Origin of the sequence: Pseudomonas sp. Irchel 3F3 (genome assembly GCF_900187545.1) — a bacterium.
GTDB lineage: Bacteria > Pseudomonadota > Gammaproteobacteria > Pseudomonadales > Pseudomonadaceae > Aquipseudomonas > Aquipseudomonas fortuita.
On the sequence record NZ_FYDS01000001.1, the window covers coordinates 87,508 to 103,361 of the forward strand.

A 15,854-nucleotide genomic window follows, 5' to 3' on the forward strand; every position below is an offset into this window, starting at 1 on the left:
AGTACCTGTAGGAGCAGCCTTGTGCTGCGAAAAGGCTGCCAGGCAGCCCCGGCACTTCAGCGGTTAGGCACGTGCCCGAACAAACCCTGAGCTACCCGAACCCGCTGTTCGGCATCTTCGGTGATGCCGTCCTTGGCCAGTGCTTCGATGTGCGCCTCGATGGCATGTGTGCGCTGGGTCAGGCCGCAGTCGTTGGCAATCTGGATGTTCAGGCCCGGACGGGCGTTGAGCTCAAGAATCAGTGGGCCCTTCTCCTGGTCCAGTACCATGTCCACACCGATGTAACCCAGCCCGCACAGTTCATAGCAGCCGGCGGCCAGTTTCATGAAACCGTCCCAGTTCGGCAACTGCACGCCGTCCACTGCGTTGGTGGTATCCGGGTGCTTGCTGATGATGTTGTTCAGCCAGGTACCGCGCAGGGTTACGCCGGTGGCCAGGTCAACGCCTACGCCGATGGCGCCCTGGTGCAGGTTGGCCTTGCCGCCGGACTGGCGGGTCGGCAGGCGCAGCATGGCCATTACCGGGTAACCCATCAGTACAATGATGCGGATGTCCGGCACACCTTCGTAACTGATGCTTTTGAAGATCTGGTCGGGGGTAACCCGGTACTCGATCAGCGCCCGGTCGCGGTGCCCGCCCAGCGAGTACAGGCCAGTGAGGATGCTCGAAATCTGGTGCTCGATTTCCTCATGGCTGATGATCTTGCCCGATACCGTGCGGTAGCGGTCCTCGAAGCGGTCGGCGATCACCAGGATGCCATCACCGCCGGCGCCTTGCGCCGGCTTGATGACGAAATCACTGCGCCCGCCAATGATCTGGTCGAGCTTCTCGATTTCTTTCTCGGTTTCGATGATGCCGTACATTTCCGGCACATGGATGCCGGCCGCCAGGGCGCGCTCCTTGGTGATGATCTTGTCGTCGACGATCGGGTACAGGCTGCGCTTGTTGTACTTCAACACGTAGTCCGCGTTGCGCCGGTTGATACCCATGATGCCCCGGGCCTCCAGGGCTTTCCACGTCTTGATCAGGCCAAACATCAGGCGTCAGCCTTCTTCAGGAATGCCTTGAAGCGGAGAAGTTCGGTCAGGCGGTAGCCACGATAGCGGCCCATCGCCAGCATGAAGCCCACCAGGATCAGCAGCACGGCCGGGAACGTGAACACGAAGTACACCAGCTCGGGCACCATCATCAGCAGGTGCGCCACCGAGGCGGCAAACAGGGTGCCAATGGCCACTTTCATGGCATGGCCACCGCCACGCTCTTCCCAGGTGATCGACAGGCGCTCGATGGTCATGGTCAGGATCACCATCGGGAACAGCGCCACCGACAGCCCGCGCTCAAGGCCGAGCTTGTGGCTGAACAGGCTGATGGCTGCGATCAGCACCACGACGAAGGTCAGCACCACCGACAGGCGTGGCAGCATTTGCAGCTTGAGGTGTTCAAGGTACGAGCGTAGCGACAGGCCAAGGGCGGTAATCACCGTGAACAGCACGATGCCGAAGCCTAGCTGCGTTTCGCGGAACGCCAGGGCGATCAGCACCGGGGTGAAGGTACCCAGGGTCTGCAGGCCGACCAGGTTGCGCAGGACCAGAATCACCAGCACGCCGATCGGGATCATTACCATGATCATGAAGGTTTGCTGGGTCTGCAACGGCAGGCCGTACAGCGAATACTCGAGGAAGTCGGCGTCGGTGTTCTCGTCGGTCAGCTTGGCCAGGCGGATGGCGTTCATCTCGCTGTTGTTCATGCTGAAGGTAACGTTGGCCTTCTTGCCGCCATCGACGGTGATCAGGTTGTCGTCACCGGTCCACCACAGCAGGCGATCGTTGGGCAGGCCTTGTTCACCGGTGTCGGGGTTGAAGTACAGCCAGTCGTTACCGTTGAAGCTGCGCAGCCATAGCTCCGGGGTTTGCGGGGTGTCAGCCACCAGGCGGATGGTGTGCACCTTTTCCATCGGCACGTGGGCAATCGACAACAGCAGGTCGATGACCTGAGCTTTCTTCATCGGTGAGGTGTCGCCGGCCAGCAGCAGCTTGACGTTGTCGTCGTTGAGGTTGTTGACACGCTTGATGGTCTCGCTGACGAAGGTCTCGACGTCGGCGGAGTGCTGGCGAATCGGCGCCATCAGGGCTTCGGCGGCGATCTTCTCGGGGCCTTCGATAGCCAGGCTGTCCCGGAAGGTCGGGCCTTTGACCGTGGTCTTTTCGTTGCTGTAGCGCTTGGTAAGCACCAGGCGGTAGTAGAGGGTCTGGTTGCCGCTGGCGCGACGGGCCGACCAGGTGACCTTGCGGTTGCCGTCGGCGCGGTTGACGCTCACCCCGTAATTGTTGGAGATGAAGCTCTCGTTGAGGCTCACGTAGTCGCGGTTCAGTGGTGGCACGAACATCTGCACCTTGACCGGGTCCTTGGTGCTGGCCACAAACTCGACCTTGGCGTCGATGTTCCACAGGTCGTCGGTTTCGTCTTCGGTCACCGGAATGCCGAGGAAGAAGATCTGATAGGCCGTGACCGCCACGCCCAGTAGCACCAGTACGGTGATCAGGACTTTCAGATGGAGGGTAAGAGAGCGCATCGGGATTACTCTGCTTTGGGAGCGTCGGTGGCACAGGCAGGTTTGCCGGCCGCATATTTAAGGCTTGGGTCGACCAGCGCGTCGAAGTGCTTGAGCGCCTCGGAGCCGATCAGCAGCGGGAACTGGAAGGCGCTGCGGTCGGTGAGGTTGACTTCGATGGTGCGCATGGCCTGGCCCATGCAGATTTCAAGTTCGATGACCGGGCGTGCCGTGTAGGCCTTGCCCGATTCGGCATCATAGTCGCCGGCCCGGCGCTTGATCTTGCTCACGCGTGCCAGCGGACGCTCGATCGGGTGCGAATGGGCAGCATCGATGGCCAGGTAGAAGCGCACCCAGCTTTCGCCGTTGCGCTTGAAGCGCTTGATGTCACGGGCGCTGAGCGAGGCGGTCTTGGCACCGGTGTCGAGCTTGGCAGCCACTTCCAGGTCCAGGTCGCCCAGCCGTGCATATTCGTTCAGGCCATAGACGGTCTTGCCCGCAGCTTGGCCAAGGGCCGGCAGCAGGGTGAGGCATAGCAGCAATAAAACGGGTGTAAGTCTCATAATCCTGGCGCGGTGCAGTGCAAGGTTCTAGGCAAGGTTCTGGTCAAGGCGACTGGCAACGACTGCGCAACCTTCCTCTTGTATCTGTCAACAAGCATGAATGTATGACAGACAGGCTATCCATACCCCAACGGAGGCGCGGCATTCTATCACGCCGACGTCTTGACGCCAGCGGTGCGCGATCTGACATCACCTGGGCGGGGTTAGTTCGTTCTTAGACGATTGTCGACAATATTCATTTTTTCTTTGACTGGGTCGCTTTAGTTCGCTAATTTCTGGCGAATAGATTTTCAAGGTGTCGACAATATGCAGGACCTTTCCACCCCCAGCCCGGTGCTGACAGACGAAACGGAAACCTTGTCTGAAAACGTCTTCAGGCGCATTCAGGCGGCCATCGTCAAGGGCGAAATCGCCCCCGGCAGCAAGATTTCCGAGCCGGAGCTGGCGCGCACCTACGGCATCAGCCGCGGGCCGCTGCGCGAGGCCATCCACCGCCTGGAGGGCCAGCGCCTGTTAGTGCGCGTGCCGCATGTTGGGGCGCGCGTGGTGTCGTTGAACCACGCCGAGCTGATCGAGCTCTACGAAATTCGCGAGTCGCTGGAAGGCATGGCCTGCCGCCTGGCTGCCGAGCGCATGAGCCAAGGCGACATCGACGAACTGCGCCGGGTGCTCGATACCCATGAGCGCGATGCTGCGTTTCAGGCCGGCCTGGGTTACTACCAGCAGGAAGGCGACTACGACTTCCATTACCGGATCATCCAGGGCAGCGGCAACCAGACCTTGGTCAAGATGCTGTGCGGCGAACTGTACCAATTGGTGCGCATGTATCGCATCCAGTTCTCTGCCACGCCCAATCGGCCACGCCAGGCTTTTGCCGAACACCACCGCATACTCGATGCCATCGCCGACCGTGACGGCGAGCTGGCCGAACTCCTGATGCGCCGCCACATCGGCGCGTCCAAGCGCAACATCGAGCGTCACTATCTGGACGCCCACAACAACAGCCCACGAGGTGAGAAATGACTGTGAAGAGCACCCCCGGTCAGCGTTTTCGCGATGCCGTTGCCGCCGAGCATCCACTGCAGGTGGTTGGCGCCATCAACGCCAACCATGCGCTGCTGGCCAAGCGCGCCGGCTTCAAGGCCATTTACCTGTCCGGTGGCGGTGTGGCCGCAGGCTCGCTGGGCCTGCCGGACCTGGGCATCACCGGCCTGGACGACGTGCTCACCGATGTGCGCCGGATTACCGACGTGTGCGACGTGCCGTTGCTGGTGGATGTCGACACCGGCTTCGGTGCGTCGGCTTTCAACGTCGCCCGCACCGTGCGCTCGATGAGCAAGTTCGGCGCTGCCGCCATCCATATCGAGGACCAGGTTGGCGCCAAACGCTGTGGCCACCGCCCGAACAAGGAAATCGTCAGCCAGCAGGAAATGGTCGACCGCATCAAGGCGGCCGTCGATGCCCGCAGCGACGACAGCTTCGTGATCATGGCGCGTACCGATGCCCTGGCCGTCGAAGGCCTGAACGCAGCCCTTGATCGCGCCGAGGCGTGCATCGAGGCTGGCGCCGACATGATCTTCCCGGAGGCCATCACCGAGTTGCAGATGTACAAGACGTTCGCTGATCGGGTGAAGGCACCGATTCTCGCCAATATCACCGAATTCGGCGCCACGCCGCTGTATACCACCGAAGAGCTGGCCTCGGTCGACGTGTCTCTGGTGCTGTACCCGCTGTCGGCGTTCCGAGCCATGAACAAGGCGGCCGAGAACGTATACACCGCGCTGCGCCGCGACGGCACCCAGAAAAACGTGATCGACACCATGCAGACCCGCATGGAGCTCTACGATGCCATTGGTTATCACGCCTTCGAGCAGAGCCTCGACGCGCTGTTTGCCCAGAAAAAGGGCTGAGCAACACCCCGAATTAGCCAGAGCAAATCCATAACAAGTTCAAGAAAGGAGAAACACCATGGCCGAAGCGAAAGTACTCAGTGGCGCAGGTCTGCGCGGTCAGGTGGCCGGCCAGACCGCACTGTCGACCGTGGGCCAGGCCGGTGCCGGGCTGACCTATCGCGGTTACGACGTACGTGACCTGGCAGCAGGTGCCGAATTCGAAGAAGTCGCTTACCTGCTGCTGTACGGCGAACTACCCTCCCAGGCCGAGCTGGATGACTACAAGCGCAAGCTCAAGGGCCTGCGTGACCTGCCGCAAGCCTTGAAAGAAGTCCTGGAACGTATCCCGCGTGACGCTCACCCGATGGACGTGATGCGCACCGGTTGCTCGGTGTTGGGCACTCTGGAGCCAGAGCTGACTTTTGAAGCCCAGCGTGACAAGACCGACCGCTTGCTGGCGCTGTTCCCGGCAGTGATGTGCTACTGGTACCGCTTTACCCACCATGGCGTACGCATCGACTGCACCAGTGACGAAGACACGCTCGGCGGCCACTTCCTGCATCTGCTGCACGGCAAGAAGCCGAGCGAGCTGCACGTCAAGGTCATGAATGTGTCGCTGATCCTCTACGCCGAGCACGAGTTCAACGCCTCGACCTTCACCGCCCGCGTCTGCGCGTCGACCTTGTCCGACCTGTACTCCTGCGTCACGGCCGCCATCGGTTCGCTGCGCGGCCCGCTGCACGGGGGGGCCAACGAGGCAGCGATGGAGTTGATCGAGCGTTTCCAGAGCCCGCAGGAAGCCACTGCCGAGCTGCTGCGCATGCTGGAGCGCAAGGACAAGATCATGGGCTTTGGCCACGCCATCTACAAAGAGTCCGACCCGCGCAACGAGGTGATCAAGGGCTGGTCGAAGCAGTTGGCTGACGAAGTGGGCGACACCGTGCTGTACCCGGTTTCCGAAGCCATCGACAAGACCATGTGGGAGCAGAAGCGCCTGTTCCCCAACGCTGACTTCTACCATGCGTCGGCGTATCACTTCATGGGCATTCCGACCAAGCTGTTCACCCCGATCTTCGTCTGTTCGCGCCTGACCGGCTGGGCGGCGCACGTCTTCGAGCAGCGCGCCAACAACCGCATCATCCGCCCGAGCGCCGAGTATGTCGGCGTCGAGCAGCGTCAGTTCGTGCCCATCGAGCAGCGCTGACAGACCGAACCTGTGGGGTGGCCTGGTCCGGCCTCATCGCCGGCAAGCCAGCGCCTACAGGTGTTGCACCGCCCTTGAGGCTTGCGCTGCACCTGTAGCAGCTGGCTTGCCGGCGATGAAGCCGGACCAGCCAACACAGGACAGCAATTAGAAAGCTATCCACGACCGTACCGTGACCGAGCCTGATAACGATATGAACACAGCATTTCGCAAGCACCTGCCAGGCACCGACCTGGACTACTTCGATGCCCGTGCGGCGGTCGAGGCGATCAAGCCCGGCGCCTACGACGGCCTGCCTTACACGTCCCGCGTGCTCGCCGAGAACCTGGTGCGCCGCTGCGACCCGGCAACCCTCGACGCCTCGCTGGGCCAGCTGATCGAGCGCCAGCGCGACCTCGACTTCCCATGGTTCCCGGCCCGCGTGGTGTGCCACGACATCCTCGGCCAGACCGCGCTGGTCGACCTCGCCGGCCTGCGCGATGCCATTGCCGAGAAGGGTGGCGACCCAGCTGCCGTCAACCCGGTGGTACCGGTGCAACTGATCGTCGACCACTCGCTGGCAGTGGAGTGCGGTGGCTTCGACCCGCAGGCCTTCGAAAAGAACCGCGCCATTGAAGACCGCCGCAACGAAGACCGCTTTCACTTCATCAACTGGACCAAGAAGGCGTTCAAGAACGTCGACGTGATCCAGCCGGGCAACGGCATCATGCACCAGATCAACCTGGAGAAGATGTCGCCTGTCATCCACAACGACCGCGGTGTGGCCTACCCGGACACCTGCGTCGGCACCGATAGCCACACCCCGCATGTTGATGCCTTGGGCGTGATCGCCATCGGCGTGGGCGGCCTGGAAGCAGAGAACGTGATGCTCGGCCGCGCCTCCTGGATGCGCCTGCCGGAAATCGTCGGCGTCGAGCTGACCGGCAAGCTGGCACCGAACATCACCGCCACCGACCTGGTGCTGGCCTTGACCGAATTCCTGCGCAAACAGAAGGTAGTTGGCGCCTATCTGGAGTTTCACGGTGAAGGTGCCCGGGCCCTGACCCTGGGCGACCGCGCCACCATTTCCAACATGGCGCCGGAATACGGCGCCACCGCAGCGATGTTCGCCATCGACCAGCAGACCATCGACTACCTGCGCCTGACCGGCCGTGAAGAGCAGCAGGTCAAGCTGGTGGAAACCTATGCCAAGGTCTCCGGCCTGTGGGCTGACAGCCTGGGTGGCGCCGTCTATGAGCGCACCCTGCGCTTCGACCTGGCGAGCGTGGTGCGCAATATGGCCGGCCCGTCCAACCCGCACGCTCGCGTGGCTACCAGCGACCTGGCAGCCAAAGGCATTGCCGGCAGCTGGGAAGAGGTGCCTGGGCAGATGCCGGACGGCGCGGTAATCATTGCCGCGATCACCAGCTGCACCAACACCAGCAACCCGCGTAACGTGATCGCCGCTGGCCTGATTGCACGCAATGCCAACAGGCTGGGGCTGGCCCGCAAACCGTGGGTCAAGTCGTCGCTGGCGCCAGGTTCCAAGGCTGTGCAGCTGTACCTGGAAGAAGCGGGGCTGGAGAAGGAGCTGGAGCAACTCGGTTTCGGCATCGTCGCCTTCGCCTGCACCACCTGCAACGGGATGTCCGGTGCCCTGGACCCGGCGATCCAGCAAGAAATCATCGACCGAGACCTGTACGCCACCGCCGTGCTGTCGGGCAACCGCAACTTCGACGGGCGTATCCACCCGTATGCCAAGCAGGCCTTCCTGGCCTCGCCGCCGCTGGTGGTGGCCTATGCCATTGCCGGTACCATCCGCTTCGACATCGAAAAAGATGTGCTGGGCGTGGTCGATGGCAAGGAAATCCGCCTCAAGGACATCTGGCCGAGTGATGAAGAGATTGATGCCGTGGTGCGTGCTGCGGTGAAGCCAGAACAGTTCCGCAAGGTGTATATCCCGATGTTCGCCATCGAGGAAGACCGTGGGCCGAAGGTGGCGCCGCTGTATGACTGGCGCCCGATGAGCACCTACATCCGTCGCCCCCCGTACTGGGAAGGCGCATTGGCGGGTGAGCGTACCCTGCGCGGCATGCGCCCGCTGGCGGTACTGCCGGACAACATCACCACCGACCACCTGTCGCCGTCCAACGCCATCATGCTCGACAGCGCCGCCGGTGAGTACCTGGCGAAGATGGGCTTGCCGGAAGAGGACTTCAACTCCTACGCCACTCACCGTGGCGACCACCTGACCGCTCAGCGTGCCACCTTCGCCAACCCCAAGCTGTTCAATGAAATGGTGCGCAAGGAAGACGGTAGCGTGAAGCAGGGCTCGCTGGCGCGTATCGAGCCGGAAGGCAAGGTCACCCGCATGTGGGAGGCAATCGAGACCTACATGCAGCGTAAACAGCCGCTGATCATTGTTGCCGGCGCCGATTACGGCCAGGGTTCGTCCCGTGACTGGGCGGCCAAGGGCGTGCGCCTGGCGGGTGTCGAGGCCATTGTCGCCGAGGGCTTCGAGCGCATACACCGCACCAACCTGGTGGGCATGGGTGTATTGCCGCTGGAGTTCAAGCCAGGCACCGACCGCAAGACTCTGGGCCTGGACGGCAGCGAGACCTATGACGTGATTGGCGCGCGTACGCCACGGGCGACCCTGACGTTGGTGGTTACCCGCGCCACTGGCGAGCGCCTGGAAGTGCCGGTGACCTGCCGCCTGGACACTGCAGAGGAGGTGTCGATCTACGAAGCGGGCGGCGTGCTGCAGCGCTTTGCCCAGGACTTCCTCGAAGCGACCGCCTGAACATGAATCGGGGGCCGCATTGCGGCCCATCGCGACACAAGGCCGCTCCCACAACGGGCGGCGCAGTACCTGTGGGAGCGGCCTTGTGTCGCGAAAGGGCTGCATAGCAGCCCCAGGGTATTTCACCGGACTATCAGGATGCCCAAGACAATGGCACATGTACCCCAGATCAAAATCCCCGCTACCTATATCCGTGGCGGCACCAGCAAGGGCGTGTTCTTCCGCCTGCAAGACCTGCCCGAACAGGCGCAAATCCCCGGCCCCGCGCGCGACGCACTGCTGCTGCGGGTCATTGGCAGCCCTGACCCTTACGGCAAGCAGATCGACGGCATGGGCGGCGCGACGTCGAGCACCAGCAAGACCGTGATCCTGTCGCAAAGCATCAAGCCTGAGCACGATGTCGACTACCTGTTCGGCCAGGTCAGCATCGACAAGGCCTTCGTCGACTGGAGCGGCAACTGCGGCAACCTGTCCGCCGCAGTGGGTTCGTTCGCCATCAGCAGCGGCCTGGTCGACCCGGCGCGCATTCCGCGCAACGGCATCGCCACGGTGCGTATCTGGCAGGCGAATATCGGCAAGACCATCATCGCCCACGTCCCGATCACCGAAGGTGAAGTCCAGGAGACCGGCGATTTCGAGCTCGACGGCGTGACCTTCCCGGCCGCCGAGGTGCAACTGGCGTTTCTTGACCCGGCAGCCGATGAAGACGGCGACGGCGGCGCCATGTTCCCTACCGGCCAGCTGATTGATGACCTGGAAGTGCCGGGTGTCGGCACCTTCAAGGCGACCTTGATCAATGCTGGTATCCCGACCATTTTTATCAACGCTGCCGATCTCGGCTACACCGGTACCGAACTGCAGGACGCCATCAACGGCGACCCTCAGGCGCTGCTGCGGTTCGAGACCATTCGCGCCCATGGCGCCGTGCGCATGGGGCTGATCGACAACGTTGAACAGGCTGCCGGGCGTCAGCACACACCAAAAGTGGCGTTCGTTGCGCCACCGAGCACCTACACTGCGTCCAGTGGCAAGTCGGTGCAGGCAAGTGATATCGACCTGTTGGTGCGGGCCTTGTCGATGGGCAAGCTGCACCATGCCATGATGGGGACGGCGGCGGTGGCGATCGGCACTGCGGCGGCCATTCCGGGCACGCTGGTCAACCTCGCCGCTGGTGGGGGCGAGCGTAGCGCTGTGCGTTTTGGCCACCCTTCGGGCACCCTGCGGGTCGGGGCCGAGGCGCGGCAGGTGGGGGGGGAGTGGACAGTAACCAAGGCAATCATGAGCCGCAGTGCTCGCGTGCTGATGGAGGGCTGGGTTCGCGTGCCTGGCGACAGCTTCTAAAGCACCACTGGCGCTCGGCTTTAGTTCGTTGGGGCTGCACCGCAGCCCCGGCAATTCTGAAGGGAGCTGGATATGAGCGCCAACGTAGACCTCAACGACCGCCCGGACTACGACCGGGTGCTGCAAACCCTGGCCGACTACGCCCTCGGCTACCGGGTCGAGTCCCTCGAGGCCCTGGACACCGCGCGCAATTGCCTGATGGACACCCTTGGCTGCGGCCTGCTGGCCCTGCGCTTCCCTGAATGCACCAAGCTCCTCGGCCCTCAGGTGGAAGGCACGCTGGTCCCCAATGGTGCCCGCGTCCCCGGCACCGCCTACCGTCTGGACCCGGTCAAGGCTGCCTGGGACATCGGCTGCACGGTGCGCTGGCTGGACTACAACGACACCTGGCTGGCCGCTGAATGGGCTCATCCCTCGGATAACCTTGGCGGTATCCTGGCTGTTGCTGATCACCTGTCCCAGAAACATGTAGCCGCAGGTGAGGCACCGCTGCTGATGCGTGATGTGCTTGAGGCCATGGTCATGGCGCATGAGATCCAGGGTGTGCTGGCACTGGAAAATTCATTCAACCGCGTCGGCCTCGATCATGTGATTCTGGTGAAGGTGGCTTCAACCGCCGTGTGTGCCAGGCTGATGGGGGCCAATCGCGAGCAGATGCTCTCGGCCTTGTCCCACGCCTTTGTCGACGGTCAGGCCCTGCGTACCTATCGCCACGCGCCCAATGCAGGTTCGCGCAAGTCCTGGGCCGCTGGTGATGCTTCCAGCCGGGGCGTGCGCCTGGCCGATATCGCCCTGCGCGGGGAGATGGGCGTGCCGAGCGTGCTCACGGCCCCTCAGTGGGGCTTCTACGACGTGTTGTTCAGCCATACCAACAAAGACCTGGCACTCAAACCTGCCGGGCAGCAGGCGCTGCGTGTGTCGCAGGCCTTGGGCAGCTACGTGATGGAAAACGTGCTGTTCAAGGTCAGTTTCCCTGCCGAATTCCACGCCCAGACCGCCTGCGAGGCGGCGGTAACCCTGCATCCACTGGTACGCAACCGCCTGCATGAAATCGACCGTATCGTCATCACCACTCAGGAGTCGGCGATCCGCATCATTTCCAAGAGTGGCCCGCTGGCCAATGCTGCCGATCGTGACCACTGCCTGCAGTACATGGTGGCGATACCGCTGATCTTTGGTCATTTGATGGCCGAGCATTATGAGGATGCCTTCCATGCCAACCACCCGAGCATCGACCGCCTGCGCGAGAAGATGGAGGTGGTCGAAGACCCGCGCTTCAGTCGCGAGTATCTGGAGCCGGACAAGCGCTCGATTGCCAGCGCGCTGCAGGTGTTTTTCAAGGATGGCAGCAGTACCGCGCAGGTCGTGGTGGAGTACCCGATCGGGCACCGGCGGCGGCGCGGGGAGGGCATACCGCTGCTGGAGGCCAAGTTCAGGGCAAACCTGGGGACGCGATTTGCCCGTCAGCGGTGTGCGCAGATTGTGAATGTGTGCAAGGACCAGCAGCGGCTGGAGGGGATGGCGGTGCACAGGTTTGTGGATTTGTTTGTGATCTGAGGTTGCCAGTACAGCCTGAAACAAAAAAGCCCCGGCATCGCTGCCGGGGCTTTCTTTACAACCTGTAACTCAGCTTAGGCCTGAACCACCGGGATCTTGGCGTTGGCTGCCGCTTCGCGGAACTCGGCGATCTGGTCGAAGCTCAGGTAGCGGTATACATCGGCAGCCATGCTGTCGATGTCTTTCGCGTACTGCATGTACTCTTCGACGGTCGGCAGCTTGCCGATGATCGAAGCGACAGCAGCCAGCTCGGCCGATGCCAGGTACACGTTGGTAGCATCGCCCAGACGGTTCGGGAAGTTACGGGTCGAAGTGGAGACCACGGTCGAACCGGTCTGCACACGCGCCTGGTTACCCATGCACAGCGAGCAGCCTGGCATTTCCATGCGCGCACCGGCCTTGCCGTAGATGCCGTAGTAGCCTTCTTCGGTCAGCTGGTGAGCATCCATCTTGGTTGGCGGAGCCAGCCACAGGCGGGTCGGGATACCGCCCTTGACCTTCTCCAGCAGCTTGCCGGCAGCGCGGAAGTGGCCGATGTTGGTCATGCACGAACCGATGAACACTTCGTCGATCTTCTCGCCCTGTACCGAAGACAGCAGGCGGGCGTCGTCCGGGTCGTTCGGCGCGCAGAGCACGGGCTCTTTGACGTCGGCCAGGTCAATTTCGATGATTTCGGCGTACTCGGCATCGGCGTCGGCCGACAGCAGCTCAGGGTTGGCCAGCCAGGCTTCCATGGCCTGGGCGCGGCGTTCCAGGGTGCGGGCATCGCCGTAGCCTTCGCCGATCATCCAGCGCAGCAGGGTGATGTTGGACGTCAGGTACTCGGCAATGGCCTTCTCTGGCAGCTTGATGGTGCAACCGGCAGCGGAACGCTCGGCCGAGGCGTCGGACAGCTCGAAGGCTTGCTCGACGGTGAGTTCGTCCAGGCCTTCGATTTCCAGGATGCGGCCGGAGAAGGCGTTTTTCTTGCCTTTCTTCTCGACGGTCAGCAGGCCTTTCTGGATGGCGTAGTAAGGGATGGCATGCACCAGGTCACGCAGGGTGATGCCGGGTTGCAGTTTGCCCTTGAAGCGCACCAGGATCGACTCTGGCATGTCCAGCGGCATGACGCCGGTGGCGGCGGCGAAGGCCACCAGGCCGGAACCGGCCGGGAACGAGATGCCGATCGGGAAGCGGGTGTGCGAGTCGCCGCCGGTACCGACGGTGTCAGGCATCAGCATGCGGTTCAGCCAGCTGTGGATGATACCGTCGCCTGGGCGCAACGACACGCCGCCACGGGTGCGGATGAAGTCTGGCAGGGTGTGGTGGGTGGTGACGTCGATCGGCTTCGGATAGGCCGCGGTGTGGCAGAACGACTGCATGACCAGGTCAGCGGAGAAGCCCAGGCACGCCAGGTCTTTCAGCTCGTCGCGGGTCATCGGGCCAGTGGTGTCCTGGGAACCGACGGTGGTCATCTTCGGCTCGCAGTAAGCACCTGGGCGCACGCCCTGGCCTTCTGGCAGGCCACAGGCACGGCCAACCATTTTTTGCGCCAGAGTGAAGCCCTTGCCGGAATCGGCAGGCTGCTCGGGTTTCTTGAACAGGTCGGAAGCACCCAGGCCCAGCTCGGCGCGGGCTTTTTCGGTCAGGCCACGGCCAACGATCAGCGGGATACGGCCGCCAGCGCGGACTTCGTCCAGCAGCACTTCGGTTTTCAGCTCGAAGTTGGTGACCAGTTCGTCGCTGCCGTGACGGCGTACTTCACCTTTGTAAGGGTAAACATCGATGACGTCGCCCATGCCCAGGTTGGTGCAGTCGAATTCGATCGGCAGGGCGCCGGCGTCTTCCATGGTGTTGTAGAAGATCGGGGCGATCTTGGTGCCGAAGCAGAAGCCACCGGCGCGCTTGTTCGGCACGTACGGAATGTCGTCGCCGAAGAACCACAGTACCGAGTTGGTAGCGGATTTACGCGAGGAGCCGGTACCGACCACGTCACCTACATAGGCAACCGGGAAGCCCTTGGCCTTGACGGCTTCGATCTGTGCCAGCGGGCCGACCGAACCAGGCTGCTGCGGCTCGATGCCGTCGCGGGCCATTTTCAGCATGGCCAGGGCGTGCAGCGGGATGTCAGGGCGCGACCAGGCGTCCGGAGCAGGCGACAGGTCGTCGGTGTTGGTTTCGCCAGGCACCTTGAACACGGTCAGGGTGTACTTCTCGGCGATGGCCGGGCGGGCGGTGAACCACTCGCCGGCAGCCCAGGAGTCCAGCACGGCCTTGGCGTGAGCGTTGCCGGCCTTGGCTTTTTCGGCCACGTCGTGGAAGGCATCGAACATCAGCAGGGTGTGCTTGAGCTGTTCGGCCGCGACGGCGCCCAGTTCGGCGTCATCCAGCAGTGCGACCAGCGTTTCGATGTTGTAGCCGCCCTGCATGGTGCCCAGCAGTTCGGTGGCGTGCTTGCGGTCGATCAGTGGCGACTTGGCTTCGCCCTTGGCAACAGCAGAGAGGAAAGCGGCCTTGACGTAGGCAGCTTCGTCGACCCCTGGCGGTACGCGGTTGGTGATCAGGTCTACGAGGAAGGCTTCTTCGCCGGCCGGCGGGTTTTTCAGCAGCTCGACCAGGCCTGCAGTTTGTTCGGCGTTCAGCGGCTGGGGCACGATACCCAGGGCGGCACGCTCTTCGATGTGTTTGCGGTAGGCTTCAAGCACAGTTATTTCCCTCATCAGTGGTCCCTAAAGGGGGTCCGGGACGCTTATCCAGCATTCAATGCACCCATGCGCTGCGCCGGCTTTGTGGGCCGCCCAGCCAGAGTCGCAAAGAATCCTTACAGAAGCTGCTTTCAAAGTTTTACGCCTGCAGAACGGGGAGCTGATGAGGGCTGGCACGGGCATGCGAGGGGTGCATGGCCCGGGCCAACGCCGTTCTACCGGATTAACTGTGCTCGTGACGCTTTGAAAACAGCTTCCAACGGACATTGTTGCCTTCGAAAAGGCCGGATGATTCTACGGCAAAAAAAGCCCGAAGGTAAGGCGGTGAACATGACTTTAACGAGTGACCCTGGTTAGACAAAGGGCTAACATGGGCCGGTGTTCCACCGCCAAGCTGTTGTTTTTCATGTCCAACAAGTCCATCAAAACCCCTTGCGTCGGCCTGTGCTCCACGGTGTACGGAGACACGGTGTGCCGTGGCTGCAAGCGTTTTCACCACGAAGTGATCAACTGGAACGGCTACGACGACGCGCAGAAGCGTGCGGTGTGGCTGCGCCTTGAGCAGTTGCTGGTACAGGTGATGATGGCCAAGCTGGAAGTGTTCGACAAAAGCCTGTTGCGCCAGCAACTGGAGCAGCGCTCCATCCGCTTTGTCGATCAGCAGTCGGAATATTGCTGGGCTTACCAGCTGATAGCCCGCGGGGCGCGGATGATCCGTGACCTGGAGGCCTACGGCATGGTGTTGCTGCCGGAGTTCCGTGGCTGGGAACTGCCGCAACTGCGCGACGCCATCGATCGCGAGTTCTTCCTGCTTTCAGAAGCGCATTACCAGCGCTACATCGCCCCCAGCTTCCTGCGCGATGCCATGGGCAGCGCGCAGGGCCAGTGAGCAGGGCGAATCAGTCGCCGGTATATTCGCAACCACTGGTGCAGGTTTCGTGGATGCGCACCTTCGACAGCTCTGGCATCAGCGGCTTGACCTGGTCCCAGATCCACTTGGCGATCACTTCGCTGGTCGGGTTTTCCAGGCCAGGGATGTCGTTCAGGTAATTGTGGTCCAGTTGCTCGTAAATGGGCTTGAAGATCGCCTTGACCTCGGCGAAGTCGCGGATCCAGCCCGTGTGCGGGTCGAGCGGGCCGGTCAGGTGCAGGCCGACCTTGAACGAGTGGCCATGCAGGCGGCCGCATTTGTGCCCTTCAGGGACGTGGGGCAGGCGATGGGCCGATTCGAATGTGAATTCTTTGAAAATTTCCACTGGTGGACCTGTAAAGCTTATGGG

Annotated in this window: 12 protein-coding genes; 7 read left to right on the forward strand and 5 right to left on the reverse strand. The window is 62.4% G+C overall.

Annotated elements, in window-relative coordinates; genetic code table 11:
• Window positions 1-56 precede the first annotated feature (56 nt).
• The 3 genes from CKW35_RS00410 to CKW35_RS00420 are packed head-to-tail and all read right to left on the reverse strand — an operon-like array spanning window position 57 to window position 3,114.
• Window positions 57-1,037, reverse strand: a complete 981-nt coding sequence (locus tag CKW35_RS00410) for an alpha-L-glutamate ligase-like protein (protein WP_023048389.1) — start codon at window positions 1,035-1,037, stop codon at window positions 57-59.
• Window positions 1,037-2,572 carry an inactive transglutaminase family protein gene (locus CKW35_RS00415; protein ID WP_016485909.1) on the reverse strand — a complete coding sequence of 512 codons (1,536 nt, stop codon included), beginning with the start codon at window positions 2,570-2,572 and terminating at the stop codon, window positions 1,037-1,039. Before CKW35_RS00415 ends, CKW35_RS00410 begins: the two co-directional genes overlap by 1 nt.
• Window positions 2,573-2,577: 5 nt before the next feature.
• Entirely contained in the window at window positions 2,578-3,114 is a 537-nt protein-coding gene (locus tag CKW35_RS00420) for an ATP-dependent zinc protease (protein ID WP_016485910.1), read from the reverse strand.
• 306 nt (window positions 3,115-3,420) lie between these two features.
• Here CKW35_RS00420 and CKW35_RS00425 point away from each other — a divergent pair, with 306 nt between their 5' ends.
• The 6 genes from CKW35_RS00425 to prpD all read left to right on the forward strand — a co-directional run bounded on the left by CKW35_RS00425 (window position 3,421) and on the right by prpD (window position 11,890).
• Window positions 3,421-4,137: a GntR family transcriptional regulator gene (locus CKW35_RS00425; protein ID WP_016485911.1), complete on the forward strand. Its 717-nt coding sequence runs from the start codon at window positions 3,421-3,423 to the stop codon at window positions 4,135-4,137.
• The gene (prpB, locus tag CKW35_RS00430) at window positions 4,134-5,024 is read left to right on the forward strand and encodes a methylisocitrate lyase (RefSeq protein ID WP_016485912.1); all 891 of its coding nucleotides are present in this window, start codon (window positions 4,134-4,136) and stop codon (window positions 5,022-5,024) included. The genes CKW35_RS00425 and prpB overlap by 4 nt, the downstream gene beginning before the upstream one ends.
• Window positions 5,025-5,082: 58 nt before the next feature.
• Entirely contained in the window at window positions 5,083-6,210 is a 1,128-nt protein-coding gene (gene prpC, locus CKW35_RS00435; protein ID WP_016485913.1) for a 2-methylcitrate synthase, read from the forward strand.
• Window positions 6,211-6,403: 193 nt separating this feature from the next.
• Window positions 6,404-8,992 (forward strand): Fe/S-dependent 2-methylisocitrate dehydratase AcnD, encoded by a 2,589-nt coding sequence (acnD, locus tag CKW35_RS00440; RefSeq protein ID WP_095114693.1) that lies wholly within the window; start codon window positions 6,404-6,406, stop codon window positions 8,990-8,992.
• Between the two features lie 150 nt (window positions 8,993-9,142).
• The gene (gene prpF, locus CKW35_RS00445) at window positions 9,143-10,333 is read left to right on the forward strand and encodes a 2-methylaconitate cis-trans isomerase PrpF (protein ID WP_070086792.1); all 1,191 of its coding nucleotides are present in this window, start codon (window positions 9,143-9,145) and stop codon (window positions 10,331-10,333) included.
• 72 nt (window positions 10,334-10,405) lie between these two features.
• Window positions 10,406-11,890, forward strand: a complete 1,485-nt coding sequence (gene prpD, locus CKW35_RS00450; protein WP_095114695.1) for a 2-methylcitrate dehydratase — start codon at window positions 10,406-10,408, stop codon at window positions 11,888-11,890.
• A 74-nt stretch (window positions 11,891-11,964) separates the two neighbouring features.
• Here prpD and acnB read toward each other — a convergent pair whose 3' ends face one another.
• The gene (gene acnB, locus CKW35_RS00455; protein WP_016485917.1) at window positions 11,965-14,574 is read right to left on the reverse strand and encodes a bifunctional aconitate hydratase 2/2-methylisocitrate dehydratase; all 2,610 of its coding nucleotides are present in this window, start codon (window positions 14,572-14,574) and stop codon (window positions 11,965-11,967) included.
• A gap of 406 nt (window positions 14,575-14,980) precedes the next feature.
• Here acnB and CKW35_RS00460 point away from each other — a divergent pair, with 406 nt between their 5' ends.
• Window positions 14,981-15,463, forward strand: a complete 483-nt coding sequence (locus CKW35_RS00460) for a DUF1289 domain-containing protein (RefSeq protein ID WP_161775554.1) — start codon at window positions 14,981-14,983, stop codon at window positions 15,461-15,463.
• Window positions 15,464-15,473: 10 nt separating this feature from the next.
• Here CKW35_RS00460 and queD read toward each other — a convergent pair whose 3' ends face one another.
• Entirely contained in the window at window positions 15,474-15,830 is a 357-nt protein-coding gene (gene queD / locus CKW35_RS00465) for a 6-carboxytetrahydropterin synthase QueD (RefSeq protein ID WP_012271598.1), read from the reverse strand.
• Window positions 15,831-15,854 lie beyond the last annotated feature (24 nt).

What these genes read in the sequence shown, in the direction of transcription:
- CKW35_RS00410 (WP_023048389.1), bottom strand. Translation starts at nt 1,037, where the DNA reads ATGTTTGGCCTGATCAAGACGTGGAAAGCCCTGGAGGCCCGGGGCATC.
- CKW35_RS00415 (WP_016485909.1), bottom strand. Translation starts at nt 2,572, where the DNA reads ATGCGCTCTCTTACCCTCCATCTGAAAGTCCTGATCACCGTACTGGTG.
- CKW35_RS00420 (WP_016485910.1), bottom strand. Translation starts at nt 3,114, where the DNA reads ATGAGACTTACACCCGTTTTATTGCTGCTATGCCTCACCCTGCTGCCG.
- CKW35_RS00425 (WP_016485911.1), top strand. Translation starts at nt 3,421, where the DNA reads ATGCAGGACCTTTCCACCCCCAGCCCGGTGCTGACAGACGAAACGGAA.
- prpB (WP_016485912.1), top strand. Translation starts at nt 4,134, where the DNA reads ATGACTGTGAAGAGCACCCCCGGTCAGCGTTTTCGCGATGCCGTTGCC.
- prpC (WP_016485913.1), top strand. Translation starts at nt 5,083, where the DNA reads ATGGCCGAAGCGAAAGTACTCAGTGGCGCAGGTCTGCGCGGTCAGGTG.
- acnD (WP_095114693.1), top strand. Translation starts at nt 6,404, where the DNA reads ATGAACACAGCATTTCGCAAGCACCTGCCAGGCACCGACCTGGACTAC.
- prpF (WP_070086792.1), top strand. Translation starts at nt 9,143, where the DNA reads ATGGCACATGTACCCCAGATCAAAATCCCCGCTACCTATATCCGTGGC.
- prpD (WP_095114695.1), top strand. Translation starts at nt 10,406, where the DNA reads ATGAGCGCCAACGTAGACCTCAACGACCGCCCGGACTACGACCGGGTG.
- CKW35_RS00460 (WP_161775554.1), top strand. Translation starts at nt 14,981, where the DNA reads ATGTCCAACAAGTCCATCAAAACCCCTTGCGTCGGCCTGTGCTCCACG.